This is a genomic window from Maritalea sp. (assembly GCF_051251695.1).
GTDB lineage: Bacteria > Pseudomonadota > Alphaproteobacteria > Rhizobiales > Devosiaceae > Maritalea.
Window position 1 is genome coordinate 92,377 of record NZ_JBPOEU010000008.1, and the last position, 17,018, is coordinate 109,394.

The 17,018-nt window shown below is 49.9% G+C and carries 15 protein-coding genes; 11 read left to right on the forward strand and 4 right to left on the reverse strand.

The genetic code is table 11. From position 1 onward, the window contains the following. The first annotated feature begins 64 nt into the window (after positions 1-64). From ftsZ to ACSHWX_RS06445, 8 genes are all read left to right on the forward strand, one after another. Positions 65-1,726, forward strand: coding sequence for a cell division protein FtsZ (gene ftsZ, locus ACSHWX_RS06410; protein WP_435667368.1), 1,662 nt, complete (start codon positions 65-67; stop codon positions 1,724-1,726). Positions 1,727-1,846: 120 nt separating this feature from the next. Then, positions 1,847-2,803, forward strand: coding sequence for a UDP-3-O-acyl-N-acetylglucosamine deacetylase (gene lpxC, locus ACSHWX_RS06415; RefSeq protein WP_435667369.1), 957 nt, complete (start codon positions 1,847-1,849; stop codon positions 2,801-2,803). Positions 2,804-2,919: 116 nt separating this feature from the next. Then, positions 2,920-3,744: an outer membrane protein assembly factor BamD gene (locus ACSHWX_RS06420; protein WP_435667370.1), complete on the forward strand. Its 825-nt coding sequence runs from the start codon at positions 2,920-2,922 to the stop codon at positions 3,742-3,744. Between the two features lie 33 nt (positions 3,745-3,777). Next, positions 3,778-5,451, forward strand: a complete 1,674-nt coding sequence (recN, locus tag ACSHWX_RS06425) for a DNA repair protein RecN (protein ID WP_435667371.1) — start codon at positions 3,778-3,780, stop codon at positions 5,449-5,451. After that, complete coding sequence (gene ligA, locus ACSHWX_RS06430) at positions 5,448-7,556, forward strand: NAD-dependent DNA ligase LigA (RefSeq protein ID WP_435667372.1); 2,109 nt, start codon at positions 5,448-5,450, stop codon at positions 7,554-7,556. Before recN ends, ligA begins: the two co-directional genes overlap by 4 nt. Before the next feature lie 96 nt (positions 7,557-7,652). Then, positions 7,653-8,483, forward strand: a complete 831-nt coding sequence (locus ACSHWX_RS06435) for an AraC family transcriptional regulator (protein ID WP_435667373.1) — start codon at positions 7,653-7,655, stop codon at positions 8,481-8,483. Positions 8,484-8,559: 76 nt separating this feature from the next. Beyond that, positions 8,560-9,279 carry an AzlC family ABC transporter permease gene (locus tag ACSHWX_RS06440; protein WP_435667374.1) on the forward strand — a complete coding sequence of 240 codons (720 nt, stop codon included), beginning with the start codon at positions 8,560-8,562 and terminating at the stop codon, positions 9,277-9,279. A gap of 1 nt (position 9,280) precedes the next feature. Next, positions 9,281-9,601, forward strand: coding sequence for an AzlD family protein (locus tag ACSHWX_RS06445; protein WP_435667375.1), 321 nt, complete (start codon positions 9,281-9,283; stop codon positions 9,599-9,601). On the opposite strand, the gene chrA is transcribed toward ACSHWX_RS06445, so the two are convergent. Together chrA and ACSHWX_RS06455 are read right to left on the reverse strand one after the other, a co-directional pair. Then, a complete protein-coding gene (chrA, locus tag ACSHWX_RS06450) occupies positions 9,598-10,785 on the reverse strand; it encodes a chromate efflux transporter (protein WP_435667376.1) in 1,188 nt (395 codons plus the stop codon). The two genes, ACSHWX_RS06445 and chrA, sit on opposite strands and share 4 nt — an antisense overlap. A gap of 40 nt (positions 10,786-10,825) precedes the next feature. Next, positions 10,826-12,655 (reverse strand): aminopeptidase P family protein, encoded by a 1,830-nt coding sequence (locus ACSHWX_RS06455; protein WP_435667377.1) that lies wholly within the window; start codon positions 12,653-12,655, stop codon positions 10,826-10,828. A gap of 155 nt (positions 12,656-12,810) precedes the next feature. On the opposite strand from ACSHWX_RS06455, the gene ACSHWX_RS06460 reads away from it, so the two are divergent. Together ACSHWX_RS06460 and ACSHWX_RS06465 are read left to right on the forward strand one after the other, a co-directional pair. Further along, on the forward strand, positions 12,811-12,954 hold the full coding sequence (locus ACSHWX_RS06460) for a hypothetical protein (RefSeq protein ID WP_435667378.1): 144 nt from the start codon (positions 12,811-12,813) through the stop codon (positions 12,952-12,954). A 38-nt stretch (positions 12,955-12,992) separates the two neighbouring features. Then, a complete protein-coding gene (locus tag ACSHWX_RS06465) occupies positions 12,993-13,139 on the forward strand; it encodes a hypothetical protein (RefSeq protein WP_435667379.1) in 147 nt (48 codons plus the stop codon). A gap of 9 nt (positions 13,140-13,148) precedes the next feature. Here the strand turns inward: ACSHWX_RS06465 and ACSHWX_RS06470 are convergent, their stop codons facing one another. After that, positions 13,149-14,018 carry a 50S ribosomal protein L11 methyltransferase gene (locus ACSHWX_RS06470; RefSeq protein ID WP_435667380.1) on the reverse strand — a complete coding sequence of 290 codons (870 nt, stop codon included), beginning with the start codon at positions 14,016-14,018 and terminating at the stop codon, positions 13,149-13,151. 129 nt (positions 14,019-14,147) lie between these two features. Between ACSHWX_RS06470 and ACSHWX_RS06475 the strand changes: the two genes are divergently transcribed. Further along, complete coding sequence (locus tag ACSHWX_RS06475; RefSeq protein ID WP_435667381.1) at positions 14,148-14,600, forward strand: DUF5680 domain-containing protein; 453 nt, start codon at positions 14,148-14,150, stop codon at positions 14,598-14,600. On the opposite strand, the gene ACSHWX_RS06480 is transcribed toward ACSHWX_RS06475, so the two are convergent. Beyond that, positions 14,601-16,937 (reverse strand): ATP-dependent helicase, encoded by a 2,337-nt coding sequence (locus tag ACSHWX_RS06480; RefSeq protein ID WP_435667382.1) that lies wholly within the window; start codon positions 16,935-16,937, stop codon positions 14,601-14,603. It lies immediately after the preceding gene. Positions 16,938-17,018: the final 81 nt, after the last annotated feature.

Genomic DNA, 17,018 nt, shown 5'->3' on the forward strand with positions numbered 1-17,018 from the left:
TTGTTAGGGATGGATTAACGATCTAGGCGTAATTCTGGGGTACAGGAGAACAATGGGGCCAGAAATGAGCATCAAACTTCAAATTCCAGATATTCACGAACTCAAGCCACGGATCACTGTTTACGGTGTTGGTGGTGCAGGCGGAAACGCTGTTAACAATATGATCGATTCCGGCCTTGAGGGTGTGGAATTTGTTGTTGCCAACACAGACGCACAGGCACTCGCGCTTTCAAAAGCGCAGCGCGTTGTGCAGTTGGGTGTGGGAGTTACGGAAGGTCTAGGCGCCGGTTCGCACCCAGAAGTAGGGCGAGCGGCAGCCGAAGAAACAATCGACGAGATCAACGATCACCTTAGTGGTTCGCACATGGCGTTTATTACCGCCGGTATGGGCGGTGGCACAGGCACGGGCGCAGCGCCAGTGGTTGCGCGTGCAGCTCGCGAACAGGGCATTTTAACGGTTGGTGTGGTGACTAAGCCATTCCAGTTCGAAGGTGCCCGACGTATGCGTCTGGCTGACGATGGTATTGATGAACTTCATCGCCATGTCGACACGCTGATCGTGATCCCGAACCAAAATCTATTCCGCGTCGCCAACGACAAAACGACATTCGCTGATGCGTTTTCGATGGCTGATGAGGTTCTATTTTCCGGCGTTGCCTGCATCACCGATCTAATGGTGAAAGAGGGCCTGATCAATCTTGATTTTGCAGATGTTCGTGCTGTTATGCGCGGCATGGGTAAAGCCATGATGGGTACGGGCGAAGCTGAAGGTGAAGACCGTGCGCGTCACGCCGCAGAAGCCGCCATCGCAAATCCATTGCTTGATGACGTGTCGATGCAAGGTGCGCGTGGATTGCTGATTTCTATCACTGGCGGTAGTGATTTGACGCTTTATGAAGTTGATGAAGCTGCAAGCCGAATTCGCGAAGAAGTTGATTCGGACGCCAATATCATTCTAGGCGCGACCTTTGATGATAGTCTTGATGGCAAAATTCGGGTTTCAGTTGTTGCAACCGGCACAGATGCCGCAATGGTCCAAGCTTTGGATCCAGTGCAGCCAAACGCCGATCGGGCCATTCATGTGAAGCGTGAAATTCGCGCTTCTGAGCCTGTAACGAATGCTACACCTGCGACGGCAACTGAGCCAGCACAGATCGCGGCTCCGACTGCAACGCCAAACCCAATTGAGGGCTTGGACGCTGCTATGCAGCAGGCAGTAAATGAAGCGCTTGAAGTTGGACATGCAAAGCTTGCCGAAGAAGGTGAAGTTACTGTTGAGCCATACATCCCGACAGCGGATCCTGTGCGCACCCAAATGGACGAGCGCCCACAGGTGAACGATGTTGAGCCGGTGCAAACCTATGTTCCTCAGTCTGCACAGCGTCCAACTGGACCGCGTCGCATGCCACGGGCAGATGAATTGCCAATGCCTACGCGTGAGGCTGTTTCTCAAGCTGCTAGCAGCAGTGAAGAGCCTCGAAATGCACGGGCATTGTTCCGCAGATTGGCGAGTAATGTTGGTCTTCAGAAAAAAGAAGATGAAACACCAAACATGATTACCGACGATGCTGCTGCGCGTAGCGCCGTTGAGGCAAGTGCGCCCCAACGTCGCGTTGAAACGCCCGGTGCTGCTGGTGATTTAGACCGTACAGGGCGTCCGGTTGCTAAGGAGCAACCCAAGAAAGAGCAGTTGGAAATTCCAAGCTTTTTGAAACGTCACGGTTAATAAATTGTGCAATTGATAAAAAAAGTACCCAGTGCGTCTTTCGCGCTGGGTATTTTTTGTTTATTAGTAACCCAAAAATAGGCGGAGCGCGCGGGGCGCTAGAGAGCCAGGACAGTGCGAATGAAGAAACTTGCCACCAAACAGTGTACCGTTGCGGCAGCGCTGAGCTTTACCGGAATAGGCGTGCACAATGGCCAGCCTTCAAGTATTATAATTCAACCTGCTGCCCCTGATACCGGTTTTTCGATCTGTCGTAAGTTTGAAGACGGGCATCTCTCAGATGTTTTTCCATTAGAACATGATCGCGTTGCACGTACATATTTGTGTACGGCTGTCGACCTTGGCGATGCTGGCACAATATCCATGATCGAACACGTTGTTTCTGCCCTGTCAGGTCTGGGCATTGATAATGCGATGTTGATCGTTGACGGACCGGAATGCCCAGTGCTGGACGGTAGCGCAGGCAAATATGTTGACGCGATTGTTGAAAATGGTGTTTCCATTCAGCCTGCTGAGAAAAAATTCATCAAGATCAAACGGTCGATCATCGTTCGTTCAAATGACGCGTTTGCCGCGCTTGAGCCATATAACGGTCGTGCATTTGATGTTGAGATCGACTTTGAAAGCGATGTGATTGGTCGCCAACGCATGATTTTTGACTGGACGCCCGCGCGATACGCAACAGACGTTTCCACGGCGCGAACATTTGGCTTTTTGCGGGATGCGAAGATTTTGCGCCAAGCTGGCTATGCCCTTGGTTCATCGCTAGAAAATTCAATTGCCGTAGACGAAGACAAGATCATGAACTCTGACGGCTTACGCTTTGAGGATGAATTTGTTCGCCATAAATTGCTTGATGCCGTTGGCGATTTGGCTTTGGCCGGTATGCCAATTTACGGCAAATTCCGCTCATACAAGGGTGGACACGGACTGAATGCACTCGTGCTGAATGGTTTGTTCGCAAGCGAGCAGAATTATGAAATCGTAAATGCAAAAGATTTGCCGTTAGAGTTTGATGCCTTAGAAGATGTGCCGCTAGGTATGGATTCTCAAGGATATATTCGTTCGGTTGGATAAATTCAAAAAATTGTGCCACAGTTTTGATCGTTTTGCGGTATATGTCGCTGGACGAACATAAACTGTTTTAAGATGGTTACAGAGTTGGCCGCGTTTTGGGTAAGGGAATTGAGCGAATGTTTGGTGTATTAAAGTCGTTTCTTCGCCTCACAATGATTGGTGTTTTGGCAGTTTCCGTTGCGGGTTGTTCCGGATTTAGCATTTTTGGCAGCCAAAAAATAACCGAAGAAGAAATCATTCCAGCCGACGTGCTTTACGATAAAGCTATCGAGCAGGTCGAAAGCGATCGTTTGATTTCTGCACTGAAGACATTCGAAAAACTCGAGCGCCAGCATCCATATTCGGAATATTCTGAGCGTTCGCGCCTGATGAACGTTTTCATTCATGCGCGTACTGGCAATTATACGAAGACTATTCTTTCTGCGGATCGCTTTTTGGCGCTTTACCCTTCATCTCCTGACGCGCCTTACGCGATGTATATGAAGGGCGCCGCTCAATATAACCAAATCAAAGATATCACGCGGGATCAGCAAAACGCAGAAGACGCGATTGCCACATTCCAAGCGATCATCAATAGCTATCCAAATTCGCGTTATGCCAAAGACGCCAAAGAGAGAATTTTGGTGGCGAAAGATCAGCTTGCGGGTAAAGAAATTTCAGTTGGCCGTTATTACTTGGGCAACAAACAATATACAGCCGCGATCAACCGGTTCCGCGCTGTTGTTGAGAATCACGAAACATCTACCCATGTTGAAGAAGCGTTGCTTCGATTAACCGAATCCTATCTTGCTTTGGGATTGGTAAATGAGGCCAAAACGGCTGCGGCAGTGCTTGGGCACAACTTCCCGTCGAGCAAGTGGTATGAAGATGCCTACAAATTGTTGCAAAAGCAGGGTCTGGCGCCTGAAGTTCAACAGGGAAATTGGTTGTCAGATCGCTAGACAGCGGCTGCATTTTGTGATGGATTCCGTGGCATGCTAAGTGCCATTTCAATTCGCAATATTGTTCTCATTGATCAACTCGATCTTATGCTTGATCGCGGCATGACCGCGCTTACGGGTGAGACAGGTGCGGGTAAATCAATTCTGCTTGATTCTCTTTCTCTGGCCCTTGGGGGGCGCGGTGACGCGTCTCTTGTGCGCAAGAACTGTGGGCACGGACAAGTTGTCGCTGTTCTTCATTTGCCTTATGATCATTTGGTGCGCACATTGTTGCGCGAAAATGAGATTGAAGATGACGACGAAGTCATTCTGCGTCGGGTGCAATATGCAGATGGCCGTACGCGCGGTTTTATCAATGATCAACCCGTCTCAGCCAAATTTATGCGCCAACTCGGCGCTCATCTGATTGAAATTCATGGCCAGCATGATGATCGGGCGTTGGTTGACCCCAATACCCACAGGACATTATTGGACGCATTTGGTGATTGCCAACCAAGTTTGAAGGCAGTTGAAGGCCGTTACAAAGCGTTGGGCGAAGCTCAATATGCACTGAACCGGCAAGAAGCAAAATTAAACAAAGCGCAAGAAGACGAAGACTTCGCGCGGCACGTAATCGCGGAACTTTCAGAACTTAATACTGAAATGGGCGAGGAAGAAGAACTCTCAAGCCGCCGACAGGGTCTAATGGCCCTTGAAAAGGCAGCTGATGAGGTTCGCGATGCTGATCAGGTCTTGAACGGACCCAATGCTGCTTCTAGCGCGCTGGCTGGGTTAATGCGCCAGTTGATGCGAAAGGGGGAAGGGGACGGCAATCTGTTCACACCACTTGTTGAAAGCTTGGATGCTTCGCTTATTGCCCTTGATCGTAGTTCTGAGGCGCTTGAAGAAATTAAACGCCAGATGGATTTTGATCCCTTGGAGCTTGAGAGGACAGAAGAGCGATTGTTTGCTTTGCGTGCCGCCGCGCGCAAACACCATGTGTCTTGCGATGAATTACCCGGTCTGTTGGCAAAATACGAACAGGCAATATCGGACTTGGAAAAAGGCGGAGACGATCTATCTGCTCTCCAAGAGGCGTTAGTTGAAGCGCGAACGCAATATCAAAGCGCTGCTAAAAAACTCTCAGATAAACGCGCAAAGGCTGCGATATCCCTTGTGAAGGCCGTTGAAGCGGAACTTCCAGATCTAAAGTTGGGGCAAGCGCGGTTTATCGTGGATCATCAAATTGATGAGACCCGTGAAAGCGCCAATGGTTTTGATGTTGTTGAATTTCATGTGCAGACCAACCCGGGCACTCACCCCGGGCCCATGATGAAAGTGGCGTCTGGTGGTGAATTGTCACGTTTTCTACTGGCGTTAAAAGTTGTGCTTGCAGACAAAGGCTCTGCGCCTGTGTTGATTTTTGATGAAATTGATACTGGGGTTGGTGGCGCAGTTGCGGACGCGATTGGCAAACGGTTGGCGCGATTATCAGCGAAGGTTCAAGTCCTGTCGGTCACCCATGCGCCTCAAGTTGCTGCACGGGCCACAAAGCATCTGCTTATTGAAAAGCAGGTTATTGCGGAAGGCAGCTTAACCCGCACCCATGTGGCTGAGTTAGACGACAAGAGCCGTCGTGAAGAAGTTGCGCGCATGTTGGCTGGCTCAACCATAACTGATGAAGCGCGGGCTGCTGCGCACCGTTTGATTGATGAGGTATCTGCGTGACGGATCCAAAGCCCGTTGAAGAACTCACTGCAGAAACTGCAGCTCATGAGCTTGAGTTGTTGGCAAAAGAGATTGCCAAGCATGATGCTGCCTATCACCAAAAAGACGCGCCTGAGGTTAGCGATGCTGAATATGACGCATTGCGGCGGCGCAACGATGATATTGAAACGGCGTTTCCCAACCTTATACGTGCAGACAGCCCAACAAAAAGGGTTGGGTTTGCCGTTGCAGATGGCTTTAAAAAAGTAACGCATCGCGTGCCTATGTTGTCGCTTGGCAATGCGTTTTCTGATGAAGACTTGTCGGATTTTGTTGGTCGGGCTCAAAAGTTCTTTTCAAAAGACGAAGGCCTCAAGCTCGCTTTTACGGCAGAGCCTAAGATTGATGGTCTTTCCGCAAGTTTGCGTTATGAAAAAGGCGTGTTTGTACAAGGTGCCACGCGCGGGGACGGGGGCGAGGGCGAAGACATCACCCAAAACCTGAAGACCATAAAAGACATTCCGCAAAAATTGGTTGGGGACGATGTGCCTGATGTTTTTGAGGTGCGTGGCGAAGTTTATATGTCTCATGCCGACTTTGAAGCGCTTAATAAGAAGCTGGAAGACGAGGGTAAACAGACTTACGTTAATCCCCGCAATACGGCCGCAGGGTCGTTGCGGCAGCTAGATTCGAACATCACAGCCAGCCGCAATCTCAAGTTTTTTGCCTATGCATGGGGTGATGCTTCTGCGTTGCCAAGCGACACGCAAATGGGAGTGGTCCAAGCATTTGAACGCTGGGGTTTCAAGGTGAACCCCTTGATGACGCTTGTCAAAAGCGTTGAAGAAATGGTGGCGCATCATAGTTTGATTGGTGAGCAACGCGCGCTGCTTGGCTACGATATTGATGGGGTAGTTTATAAACTTGATCGGCTCGACTTGCAGGCGCGATGGGGCTTTGTGGCCCGCGCGCCGCGTTGGGCAATTGCATTCAAATTTCCGGCGGAGCAGGCGACGACCATCCTTGAAGATATCGAAATTCAGGTGGGGCGAACAGGCGCGTTAACCCCAGTTGCCAAACTTAGGCCCGTTACGGTCGGCGGTGTTGTTGTATCCAACGCGACCTTGCACAATGAAGATGAGATCGAGCGCAAGGGTATTTTAATCGGCGATACGGTGACCATTCAACGGGCCGGGGACGTGATCCCGCAAGTAATTGGCCCGGTGTTGGATAAACGTCCAGCGGATGCGCGGGCGTTTGAGTTTCCGACCCATTGCCCGATTTGCAATTCGCCTGCGGAACGAGAGCTGAACGAAAAAACAGGCAAGCTTGATGTGGTGCGTCGTTGTACTGGTGAGTTGATTTGTCCGGCACAAGCTGTGAACCAACTCAAACATTTTGTTTCCCGCGATGCGTTGGATATTGATGGCTTAGGGTCAAAGCAAATCGCCGCCTTTTATGCAGAAGGACGGGTAAAGTTTGCAGCGGATATTTTTACACTGCGCGAGCGTGATGCTGAGGCTTTTAAGAAGCTGAAGGACCAAGAAGGTTGGGGCGCTACCTCTGTACGCAAGCTGTTTGATGCGATTGATGATCGTCGGGCGCCAGAACTCGACAAGTTTATTTTCGCGTTGGGCATTCGCCATGTGGGCAGCACAACCGCTGCGATGTTTGCGAAGAATTTCGGCACGTTTGAAAATTTCATGCAGGCTTGCATTGATGCTGGATCAGGGAATGTCGCTGCGCGTGAAAATCTTTTGTCAATCGATGGGATTGGTGAAACGGTCGTTCAATCGGTTGTCGGGTTTTTTGCGAACGAGCAAAATAGAGCTGCAATGGATGCACTTTTGGCACAAGTGAAACCTGTTGAATATGTTGTCGCGTCTGGCGGTGATAGTCCTGTTGCAGGCAAAACTGTGGTGTTTACGGGCTCGTTAGAACAAATGTCACGTTCGGAAGCCAAAGCCATGGCTGAACGGCTTGGGGCAAAAGTTTCTGGTTCGGTTTCGGCCAAAACTGACTTACTGGTTGCGGGGCCGGGTGCTGGTTCAAAGCTTAAAAAGGCGCAAGAGCTAGGCATTGAGACAATGGACGAAGATGGATGGTTCGACCTTGTGGGTCGCTAGCCTTTCTGATGTGTGCAATTTTGTCCAAGACGAATTTGCAATCCTGGTTTAGTCTTTATGCCTATGGAGATGATTTCCCAAAAAGATGCAGTTTGCATGGAGCTAGAAAGTGGTGAGCGCGCCAAGTTCTGGCGTGAGGAAACCTATGACAGTTTGGAGTGTCTAAAGGCGACATTTCTGCGGCATGAGTTTTCGCCCCACACCCACGAAACGTTTGTGATTGGTGCGGTTGTTTCAGGCTATCAGCGTCACAAGCTAAAGGGTTCAGAATCCGTGGGCGGACCCGGTTCTGTCTTTATGATCAATCCTGAAGATGTGCATGATGGTCGCCCGATGGAGATGGGCTATAGCTACCGTATGTTTTACCCATCCGTAAAACTGATGGATGAAATCGCTGCAGGCTTGCCGGGGAAACGCCAGACTGGTTCTTTGTTCTTTCGCGACCTGATGCTTGAGGATGCCCGTATCGCTCAGGCATTAATTCAAACCCATAATGTGCTTGAAACGAGCCCGGACCAGTTGGAAAAGGACGAAGCCATTTTTTGCTCGTTTGGTGCGCTTATTGATCATTACGGTAGCTGGTCCACTGGTGTTTTACAAAAGCGAGAGCCAAAAGCGATAGAGCATGTTTGTGAATATATGCACGCTCATTTTGGTGACGACATCAATTTGGAAATGTTGGCGAACATTGCTGGCATGAGCAGGGCATACTTTGTGCGGGTTTTCAGAAAACACATGAACCAAACCCCACATAGTTATCTCACCGATATTCGTATTCGTGGCGCACGCAAAATGCTGCATCAAGGTCAAAACCCGATGAATGTTGCTATTGATTGTGGGTTTTTCGACCAATCGCACCTCAATCGGCAGTTCAAACGCCGCATTGGCACCACCCCCGGTGCATTTAAAGATATGCACGCCCAATAGCGCCAATTGTTGTGCAATATCGTCCAATTGATTTTCAAATAAGTTGCTATAGATAACGTTCTATAGGGGAGAATTTATGAGTAACTCAGAAGCCGCACGATTACCGCGCAGTGATTTCAACGAGGGTATACGCGCCATTGCGCCGTTGGTCATCGCCGCCTTTCCCATAGCATTGGTGTTTGGTGCGCTTGCGGCTCAAAAAGGTCTGACCCCGTTTGAAACCATGTTGATGAGCGGTGTGGTGTTCGCTGGCGGATCACAGTTTGTCGCCATTGATTTCTGGGCGACCCCAGTGCCTTGGATCGCGATTACCATCAGCGCCTTATTGGTCAATATCCGGCATATTTTGATGAGCGCATCGCTTGGCAGCAAAACCCGACAAATGGGATTTGGAAAGCAGCTTATTGCATTTGGTTTTCTTGCCGACGAGGTGTGGGCTTTGTCCGAACACCGAGCACGCAAAGAGGGCACAAGCTTCGCCTTTATGATGGGGCTTGCATTGCCGTTTTACGTCAATTGGGTGGTGACAACCGGGGTGGGCGCGAGCCTTGGTACTATGCTGGCTGATCTTGATCCGGCCAAATGGGGCTTGGACTTTGCCTTTCCGGCAATATTTATCGGTTTGATTATGGGCTTCTGGCAAGGCAACAAAACCGGGATGATATTGGCGGCAAGTGGACTGAGCGCGATTGCCTGCAAAGCATATGTTCCGGGCGCTTGGTACATCGCCGCTGGCGCTGTGGCAGGTGTCGTGGTTGCTGCGTTTCTTGCTGACCCACAGGTCGAGGGAGAGTAAGATGCAGTCGTTTTTTCAAGTCGACCCGGCTGTACTGCTCGCCATCATTGGTATGGGCATCGCTACATATCTGACCCGGATCGCTGGTTTGGTGTTGGTGCGCTTTGTTGATTTGCGTGGACGCACACGTGCGGCGCTTGAAGCTGTGCCGGTTGCTGTTTTGATGTCTGTAATCGCGCCGACAGTTTTGGCCACGGGCATTGCAGAAACATCGGCAGCGATTGTGACCATGCTGGCGGCGACACGATTGCCGTTGCTCGGGGTGGTTGTGGTCGGCGTTGTTAGCGCCGCCACATTTCGAGCAATGCTGGGGGCAATTTAAACAAGGCCCAACAGGCTGCCGACAAGTGCGCCGAGCAGCACCACAATCCATGGTGGTGTTTTCCAAACGGTGAGCAACAAAAATGCTGCTGCGCCAAGGGCGAAATCAGCAGCCGATAGAATGCTGCTTTGCCAAATCGGCGCGTAAAATGCACCGGCCAGCAACCCCACAACCGCTGCGTTGGCCCCAGTTAACACGGAGCGCGCTTTATTTGCTGAACGGAGTTGATGCCAATAGGGCATGATGGCGTAGACCAGCAAAAAGCCGGGCAGGAAGATGGCAATCGTTGCAACAATCGCATTGCCAAATGCCATGGGCATCGGCGCGCTTGCTGCCCCCAAAAAGGCCGCGAAACTAAATATCGGGCCGGGCATGGCTTGGGTCATCCCATAGCCAGCAAGGAATGTGTCTTTGCTCACAAGCCCGTTGCCCACAATCTCGGTTTCAAGTAGTGGAAGAACGACATGCCCGCCACCAAATACCAGTGCGCCAGCCCGATAGAAACTATCGAACAGTGCAATTCCATTGCTCTGGACGGTTTGGGCGAGCACGGGTAAACCAAGCAACAGCACGACAAATGCTGCGAATGCTACTTGTGCTGCTGGCTTCGCGATATTGATTGGATCGGGAGTTGAGTTGGTTTTCTCTTCGTTCGATTTGATCACTAATGCCCCAACAAGTGCGCCAAGCACAATGGCCCCGACTTGACCTAGTGGGCCGGTCACTAAAGTAACAAAGGCAAGCGCTGCAACAGCAATTGTTGCTGTGGTTTTCGTGTTGCACAGGGACTTTGCCATGCCAAGAACGGCTTGCGCCACCACAGCAGTTGCGACAATTTTTAGGCCGTGGATCATGCCCAGACCGAAAATTCCTGTTAGCGTATCCGCGTAAAGCGCAAACAGAACCAAAAGGGCTGCAGACGGAAACGTGAAAGCAACAAACGCTACTATGCCGCCCAAAATACCGCCGCGTTGTAAGCCAAGGGCGAAGCCGACTTGTGAACTGGATGGACCGGGCAGGAATTGGCACAGGCCAACAAGGTCCGCATATTCTGCTTGTGTGAGCCATTTGCGCTTTTGCACAAACTCGGCATGGAAAAAACCCATATGCGCCACTGGGCCGCCAAATGAGGTGAGGCCAAGTTTGCCAAAGGCAGAAAGAATTTCAAAAACCGGGCGCGACATTCGCTTGATGTCCTTATTCAAATGCCGCGCTCACTAAACTTTAAATTGCTTTAGTTGCGTCAGCCAACCAAGCTTTTGACTTATCGTCTAATTGTGACGATGCCATCTCATTGCACTTTTCATGATAATCATTGAGCCAAGAAATCTCGTTGTTCGTCATCAAAGATTTATCGATCAAGCGCGTGTCGATTGGCGTAAAGGTGATGGTTTCAAATGTATAGAAGGGCGTTTTCTCGGTGCTATGTGGGCTTTCGATCACAACGAGCAAGTTCTCAATGCGAATGCCATATCCGCCTTCAATATAGTAGCCTGGCTCATTTGAAATAATGTTGCCAAGTTCGAGCGGCGAAGTATTCTTTTTGGAAACGCCACATGGCCCTTCATGCACGCCCAAAAAGGCACCCACGCCATGGCCAGTTCCATGGTCATAGTCTAGTCCTTGTGCCCAAAGAAATTGCCGGGCCAAAACGTCTAGTTGAACGCCAGTCGTGCCTTTTGGGAATTGAGCAAGACTAAGGGCAATCATGCCTTTCAAGACAAGCGTGAAGTCCCGTTTTTGTTCAGGCGTTGCAGGGCCAGTGGCCATGGTGCGGGTGATGTCTGTTGTGCCGTCAAGATATTGACCGCCGCTATCAACCAGCATCAGTTCACCTGGGACCAAACGTCTATCCGAGTTTTCGGTTACCCGATAATGGCACATCGCGCCGTTCGCACCCGAGCCAGAAATGGTCTCAAAACTGATGTCGACGAATGAATTGGCTTGGCGTCGAATTTGTTCAAGGTGTTTGACGATTTCGATTTCGGTCAACTCGCCTTTTGGCGCTTCTTCATCAAACCAAGATAGGAATTTGGCCATGGCCGCAGAATCAAGGCGTTGAGCAGATTTCATTCCATTGATTTCAACTGCATTTTTGAGAGACTTTGTGCGCAAGACGGGGTCCGGATCTTTAATCAGCTTGCCGTCTGCGTCCAAAACAATGTTTGCCAGTTTCGACGGACATGTATTGCCATCGAGCCAGATTGTTTTTCCCTTGCTGAGCGCCGCCAAATCTGCCTCAAGCTTTTTGATCGGATGAAGAGAAATGGCGTCACCCAGTTCGTTTTTGAGCAGGTCTGTGATTTTTTCAGGCTGAACATAGAGCTTTGCAGCGCCGGATTGCTCGACAGTGGCGAAGCCCAAGGTTACTGGCGTGTTAGGAATGTCAGAGCCGCGAATATTGAACAACCAACAAAAACTTTCTGGCAATGTCAGCACAATGGTGTCTGCGCCGCGTTCTTTAATTTTGTTAGCGAGGTCTGCGATTTTGTCGGTAGCCGACTTCCCGGTTTGCTCGATTGGTAACGTAAAAATTTTGCTGGTTGGTGGCTTTGGCCGATTGGCCCACGTTTCATCGACCAAGTTGGCGCATTCGATCAGTTCAATATCGGCGCTAGATAGAGCGCTGCGCAGTGCTTTTATGGCGTTTGGGGTGTGCAACCAACCATCAAACCCAACTTTTGCACCAGCTGGCAGTGCGTCGATGAGCCATGCAGACGCAGCGTTCGGTTTCATTTCAATGATTTCCATGGCGTCAGTATCTGTTTGGGCGGGGGCCTGAATTGTATATCTGCCATCAACACAAAGTGCGGCACGATCTTGGGTGATAATTGCATAGCCTGCTGATCCAGTGAAGCTTGCAATATAGGCTAGTCTTTCGTCGCCCTCAGGCACGTTTTCACCGCGATGCGCGTCATCTCGCGGTACAAGAAAGGCATCAACATTGGCGTTGGCCATTGCTTTGCGCACGGCGGACAGCCGAGGCGCAACGGTGCTCGGATCGGTTTTGTCGTTGAAATGCTGCAATTGCGTTGTGCTGTCATTGTTTAACATGCGGTTTTTACCTTTTGGATGGTGTGCAGGGCATTCCGAAAACGCATGGCTGCGGTGCGCGTTTGGTCCTACCTAAATTTTTTTACTACGCTACATTGATTTCACAAATTCAAAAAAGCAACCCCACAAGTTGTGGAAACATTAGGAGTTTTGAAATGACACAGTCAGCTGGATTTTTCCGTAGTGTTGTTGATGCGATGATCTCTTCTCGCACTTTAAAAGCCGAACGTCAGGTTGCTCAATTTTTGAAGACACAAGGACATGATGCGATCAACAATGATCGTATGAACGGATTTTGATTTAGGTGCGAACGCCCAACTTTCTTAGGATTTTAAAAATGGCCAAAACTGGTTTCTTCCGCAATGTAATGGACGCAATTGTTTCTTCACGCAGCAAACATGCTGAGCGTGAAGTTGCTCGCTTTGTAGAAACAAACGGCTATCGCCGGTTGTTGAACGAGCAACGTTCAACCGGTGGCATGTAAGGTTTTACCTTAAGCCTCACGTTGCAATCTAAGAATTGTCCAATCGCCCTTTTCGACACGTTCGAGAAGGGCGATTTTGTTTGTTTCGTAGGCTTGGATCACATTATCAGCCTGCCGCGTTAAAAGCCCTGCTAGAATAACAATGGCGCCTTCGCTGGTGTGCTTGGCAATATCTGGTGCCAACTCAACCAACGGCCCTGCCAAAATATTGGCCAGCACCAAGTCAAACGGACCTTTTTCCACGAAGATAGGATGGTCCATGCCGGTTGAAACCGCCGTTTCAATTTTGTCAGCGACATCATTGATTTTAGCGTTTTCAAGGGCAACCTCAATTGCCTTTTTGTCGATATCAGTCGCTAGAATTTTCTGATCAAACCGTTTGGCAGCCGCGATTGCCAGAATACCGCTTCCCGTTCCAAGGTCTAATATATTAGCTGGTGTTGTGTCTGAGTTCGCTACTGTTGAAATTGCCTGCAAACAACCCGTTGTTGTTTCGTGGTGGCCAGTGCCGAATGCTTGGCCTGCATCAATTTTAATTGCGATCTTACCAGTCGGGAGCGGTGTTTCGTCGTGGCTCCCATGGACGAAAAATTCTCCCGTATCGATGGCGGACAGACCTTCCAGCGAGTGCGCAACCCAGTCTTTATCCGGCACCGGCTGAATGGAAAACTCGACTTTGCCTTTCAACAGGCTTTTGGCCAATGCGTTGAACCGTTCGACGTCGGGCTTTTGGTCGCAAGTCGCCTCGAATACCCAGTCCCCATCAGCATTTTCAAACGCCGAAGCTGACAGCGCCAATCCATATTCTTCCATCACGGCGTCCGCGAGGGCGAAAGCATCTTGTTTGGACATTGGGACGGTGATTTGTTCAAGGGTCATCGAAAGGCTCCTAATTTAATGCGGTTATGAATTATCGTGGCTGTTTGGTCAATTTATTTGCTGACAAATGCTGTCGATAGATCTAAATTGTTCTTGTTTCGTTCACTTGCATATAAGGGATTCTTTTTTATGGAATTGGAACAATTTATCGTTGAAGCAAAGGCGCGAACATACGTTTCGGGTGGGAAGACGAGTGCTTCGAGCCGATCAAATTCGCACGACTTGCGTTATGAAAATGGCGAATGGTCCTATTTGGACAGCTATTTTGGTGGCACTGACTTTGTCGGGCAGGAAGCCGTTTGGTGTAATGGAGAGCCTTTATGGTCGATGTGCTATTATGGCCAAATCCTAAAGGCGGGCCTAATTGATGCAGAACGAGCTGGCGAAACCATTTTGGCCGCGTTGAGCGAAATGTACGCGCAAGGTCGTTTTCTAGGCGGTTTTAAATGGTCAGGACCGCACGGGGATTATGTTGATAGTTCAGTAGGTGATGTGTCTTCATTTGAAGGCAAAGAAGTTATTATTGTTGGCGACGATATTGCTTATCAACTTCGATATTTTGGCGGTCTAATCAAGGCCTAATCAGGCGCGCTTAATAAAACTCTCGAGTACTTTTTTACGCCCAACAGACGGAAAATCAATTGTTAGCTTGTTGCCGTCTACGCTAGCGATAATGCCTTCACCGAATTTGAGGTGCAAAGCTTTGTCACCCGGTTTGAATGAGGATGACGACGAACTGGACGATGATCCCGAACGGGCGACCATTTCGCCCTCTATGGTTGGGCCTTTGTCATAACCACGGTCTTTGTGCTGTTTTTGAGCGCGTTGCCAACCCGGTGTTTCATAAACGCTATCAAACGGGTCGCGGTTATCGAATTTTGACGCTGTATTTCTGCCACCATAATTGTATCCGCCATAGCTTGACCCTGTGTCTTTAACCTCAACGGCATCTGCAGGCAGTTCGTCCAGAAAACGTGAGGGCAGTGCGGTCTGCCAAAGCCCATGAATGCGTCGGTTTTGCGCCACAGTCAGTTTTGCACGTTTTTTGGCGCGGGTAATGCCCACATAGGCAAGGCGACGTTCTTCTTCTAGTCCGGTGCGTCCACTTTCATCCAGCGAACGCTGATGAGGGAACAGCCCTTCTTCCCAACCGGGAAGGAATACAGTGTCAAACTCCAAGCCCTTGGCTGCGTGCAAGGTCATAATAGAAACCGCATCTTCATTGCCATCGCCACTATCGCGTTCCATCACCAATGAGACGTGTTCTAGGAAACCGCCCAATGTTTCAAACTCTTCCATGGAACGAATGAGTTCTTTTAAGTTTTCCAACCGACCGGGCGCGTCTGCTGAACGGTCGTTTTGCCACATTTGGGTGTAACCGCTTTCGTCCAAAATGGCCTCGGCGACTTCGGCGTGTGGCAAATTTTGTAACCGCGATGCCCAATCATCAAACTGGGAAATCAACATACGCAAAGTGGATCGCTGCTTAGGTTTAAGCTCGTCGGTTTCGATCAAATCGCGTGTGGCTTGGATCAGCGGAATATTGGCGGCTCTGGCGGCGTCGTGCAATATGCGGATGGTCGCGCCGCCTAATCCACGTTTTGGCAAATTGACGATACGCTCAAATGCCAAATCATCGGCTTGTTGCGTTGTCGCACGCAAATAGGCGAGAGCGTCGCGAATTTCTTTGCGTTCATAAAAGCGCGGACCACCGATTACGCGATAGTTCAAACCAAGCTTGATAAACCGCTCTTCAAACTCGCGCATTTGAAACGATGCCCGAACCAAAATTGCCATTGAGTTGAGCTTGTGGCCTTGGCGCTGGAATTGTTCAATTTCTTCGCCGATGGTGCGGGCTTCTTCTTCCGAATCCCAAACAGACGTGACGGAAACGGGTTCACCTTCTTCACCGACATCGGTTTGCAATGTTTTGCCCAACCGATCTTCATTGTGCGATATCAAGTGAGAGGCAGCGCGTAAAATTTTTGACGTGGATCGGTAATTGCGTTCAAGTCGGATGACTTTGGCGCCCGGGAAGTCTTTTTCGAAGCGCAAAATATTATCGACCTCGGCACCGCGCCAGCCATAAATCGACTGGTCATCATCGCCCACAACACATACATTTGAGTTGCCTTGCGCAAGCAACCGAAGCCACAAATATTGGGCAACGTTTGTATCTTGATACTCGTCCACCAGCATATATTTGAAACGCTTGTGGTATTCTTGGAGGACGCCGGGATTGTCTTTTAAAACGCGGATACATTCCAGAAGCAGATCGCCGAAATCCGCAGCGTTCAGCGTTTTCAGCCGTGCTTGATAGGCAGCATATAGTTTCGCACCTTTGCCATCAGCAAAAGCACCGGCATCTGACATGTCCAACTGCTTGGGTTGCAGTCCTTTATTCTTCCAGCCGTCGATCATATGAGCGAGTTGGCGGGCGGGCCATCGCTTTTCGTCGATATTTTCAGCTTGCAGCAATTGCTTGAGCAGTCGAATTTGATCGTCAGTATCAAGAATGGTGAAATCTGATTTCAGACCAACGAGTTCGGCGTGACGTCTTAAGATTTTCGCACCGATTGAGTGGAATGTGCCAAGCCACGGCATCCCTTCTACGGAGCCGCCTACAAATTTAGCAATCCGTTCTTTCATCTCGCGGGCGGCTTTGTTGGTAAAAGTCACCGCCAGAATTTCATGGCCACGGGCTCTGCGTGTTGCAAGAATGTGCGCGATGCGGGTGGTCAGAACGCGGGTCTTACCCGTTCCTGCACCAGCCAGAACGAGTAGGGCGCCATCAATCGATTCAACGGCGTCTTGTTGCTCGGCATTTAGGCCTTCAAGATACCGGGGCGCACCGCCGCCAAATTGGGACGTAATGGGGCCAGGTTGTGAGCTCGGTGCTTTGCCAGGTCTTGGACTCATAGTCTTGCAATCATTACGTGCGCTCGAATCTTGTTTTGTTCTTTATATGCCACCTGCATATATTTGTATATGCGGAGGTGC

Excerpts from the sequence above, each read along its gene's own strand:
- ftsZ (WP_435667368.1), top strand. The coding sequence starts at position 65 with ATGAGCATCAAACTTCAAATTCCAGATATTCACGAACTCAAGCCACGG.
- lpxC (WP_435667369.1), top strand. The coding sequence starts at position 1,847 with ATGAAGAAACTTGCCACCAAACAGTGTACCGTTGCGGCAGCGCTGAGC.
- ACSHWX_RS06420 (WP_435667370.1), top strand. The coding sequence starts at position 2,920 with ATGTTTGGTGTATTAAAGTCGTTTCTTCGCCTCACAATGATTGGTGTT.
- recN (WP_435667371.1), top strand. The coding sequence starts at position 3,778 with ATGCTAAGTGCCATTTCAATTCGCAATATTGTTCTCATTGATCAACTC.
- ACSHWX_RS06435 (WP_435667373.1), top strand. The coding sequence starts at position 7,653 with ATGGAGCTAGAAAGTGGTGAGCGCGCCAAGTTCTGGCGTGAGGAAACC.
- ACSHWX_RS06440 (WP_435667374.1), top strand. The coding sequence starts at position 8,560 with ATGAGTAACTCAGAAGCCGCACGATTACCGCGCAGTGATTTCAACGAG.
- ACSHWX_RS06445 (WP_435667375.1), top strand. The coding sequence starts at position 9,281 with ATGCAGTCGTTTTTTCAAGTCGACCCGGCTGTACTGCTCGCCATCATT.
- chrA (WP_435667376.1), bottom strand. The coding sequence starts at position 10,785 with ATGTCGCGCCCGGTTTTTGAAATTCTTTCTGCCTTTGGCAAACTTGGC.
- ACSHWX_RS06455 (WP_435667377.1), bottom strand. The coding sequence starts at position 12,655 with ATGTTAAACAATGACAGCACAACGCAATTGCAGCATTTCAACGACAAA.
- ACSHWX_RS06460 (WP_435667378.1), top strand. The coding sequence starts at position 12,811 with ATGACACAGTCAGCTGGATTTTTCCGTAGTGTTGTTGATGCGATGATC.
- ACSHWX_RS06465 (WP_435667379.1), top strand. The coding sequence starts at position 12,993 with ATGGCCAAAACTGGTTTCTTCCGCAATGTAATGGACGCAATTGTTTCT.
- ACSHWX_RS06470 (WP_435667380.1), bottom strand. The coding sequence starts at position 14,018 with ATGACCCTTGAACAAATCACCGTCCCAATGTCCAAACAAGATGCTTTC.
- ACSHWX_RS06475 (WP_435667381.1), top strand. The coding sequence starts at position 14,148 with ATGGAATTGGAACAATTTATCGTTGAAGCAAAGGCGCGAACATACGTT.
- ACSHWX_RS06480 (WP_435667382.1), bottom strand. The coding sequence starts at position 16,937 with ATGAGTCCAAGACCTGGCAAAGCACCGAGCTCACAACCTGGCCCCATT.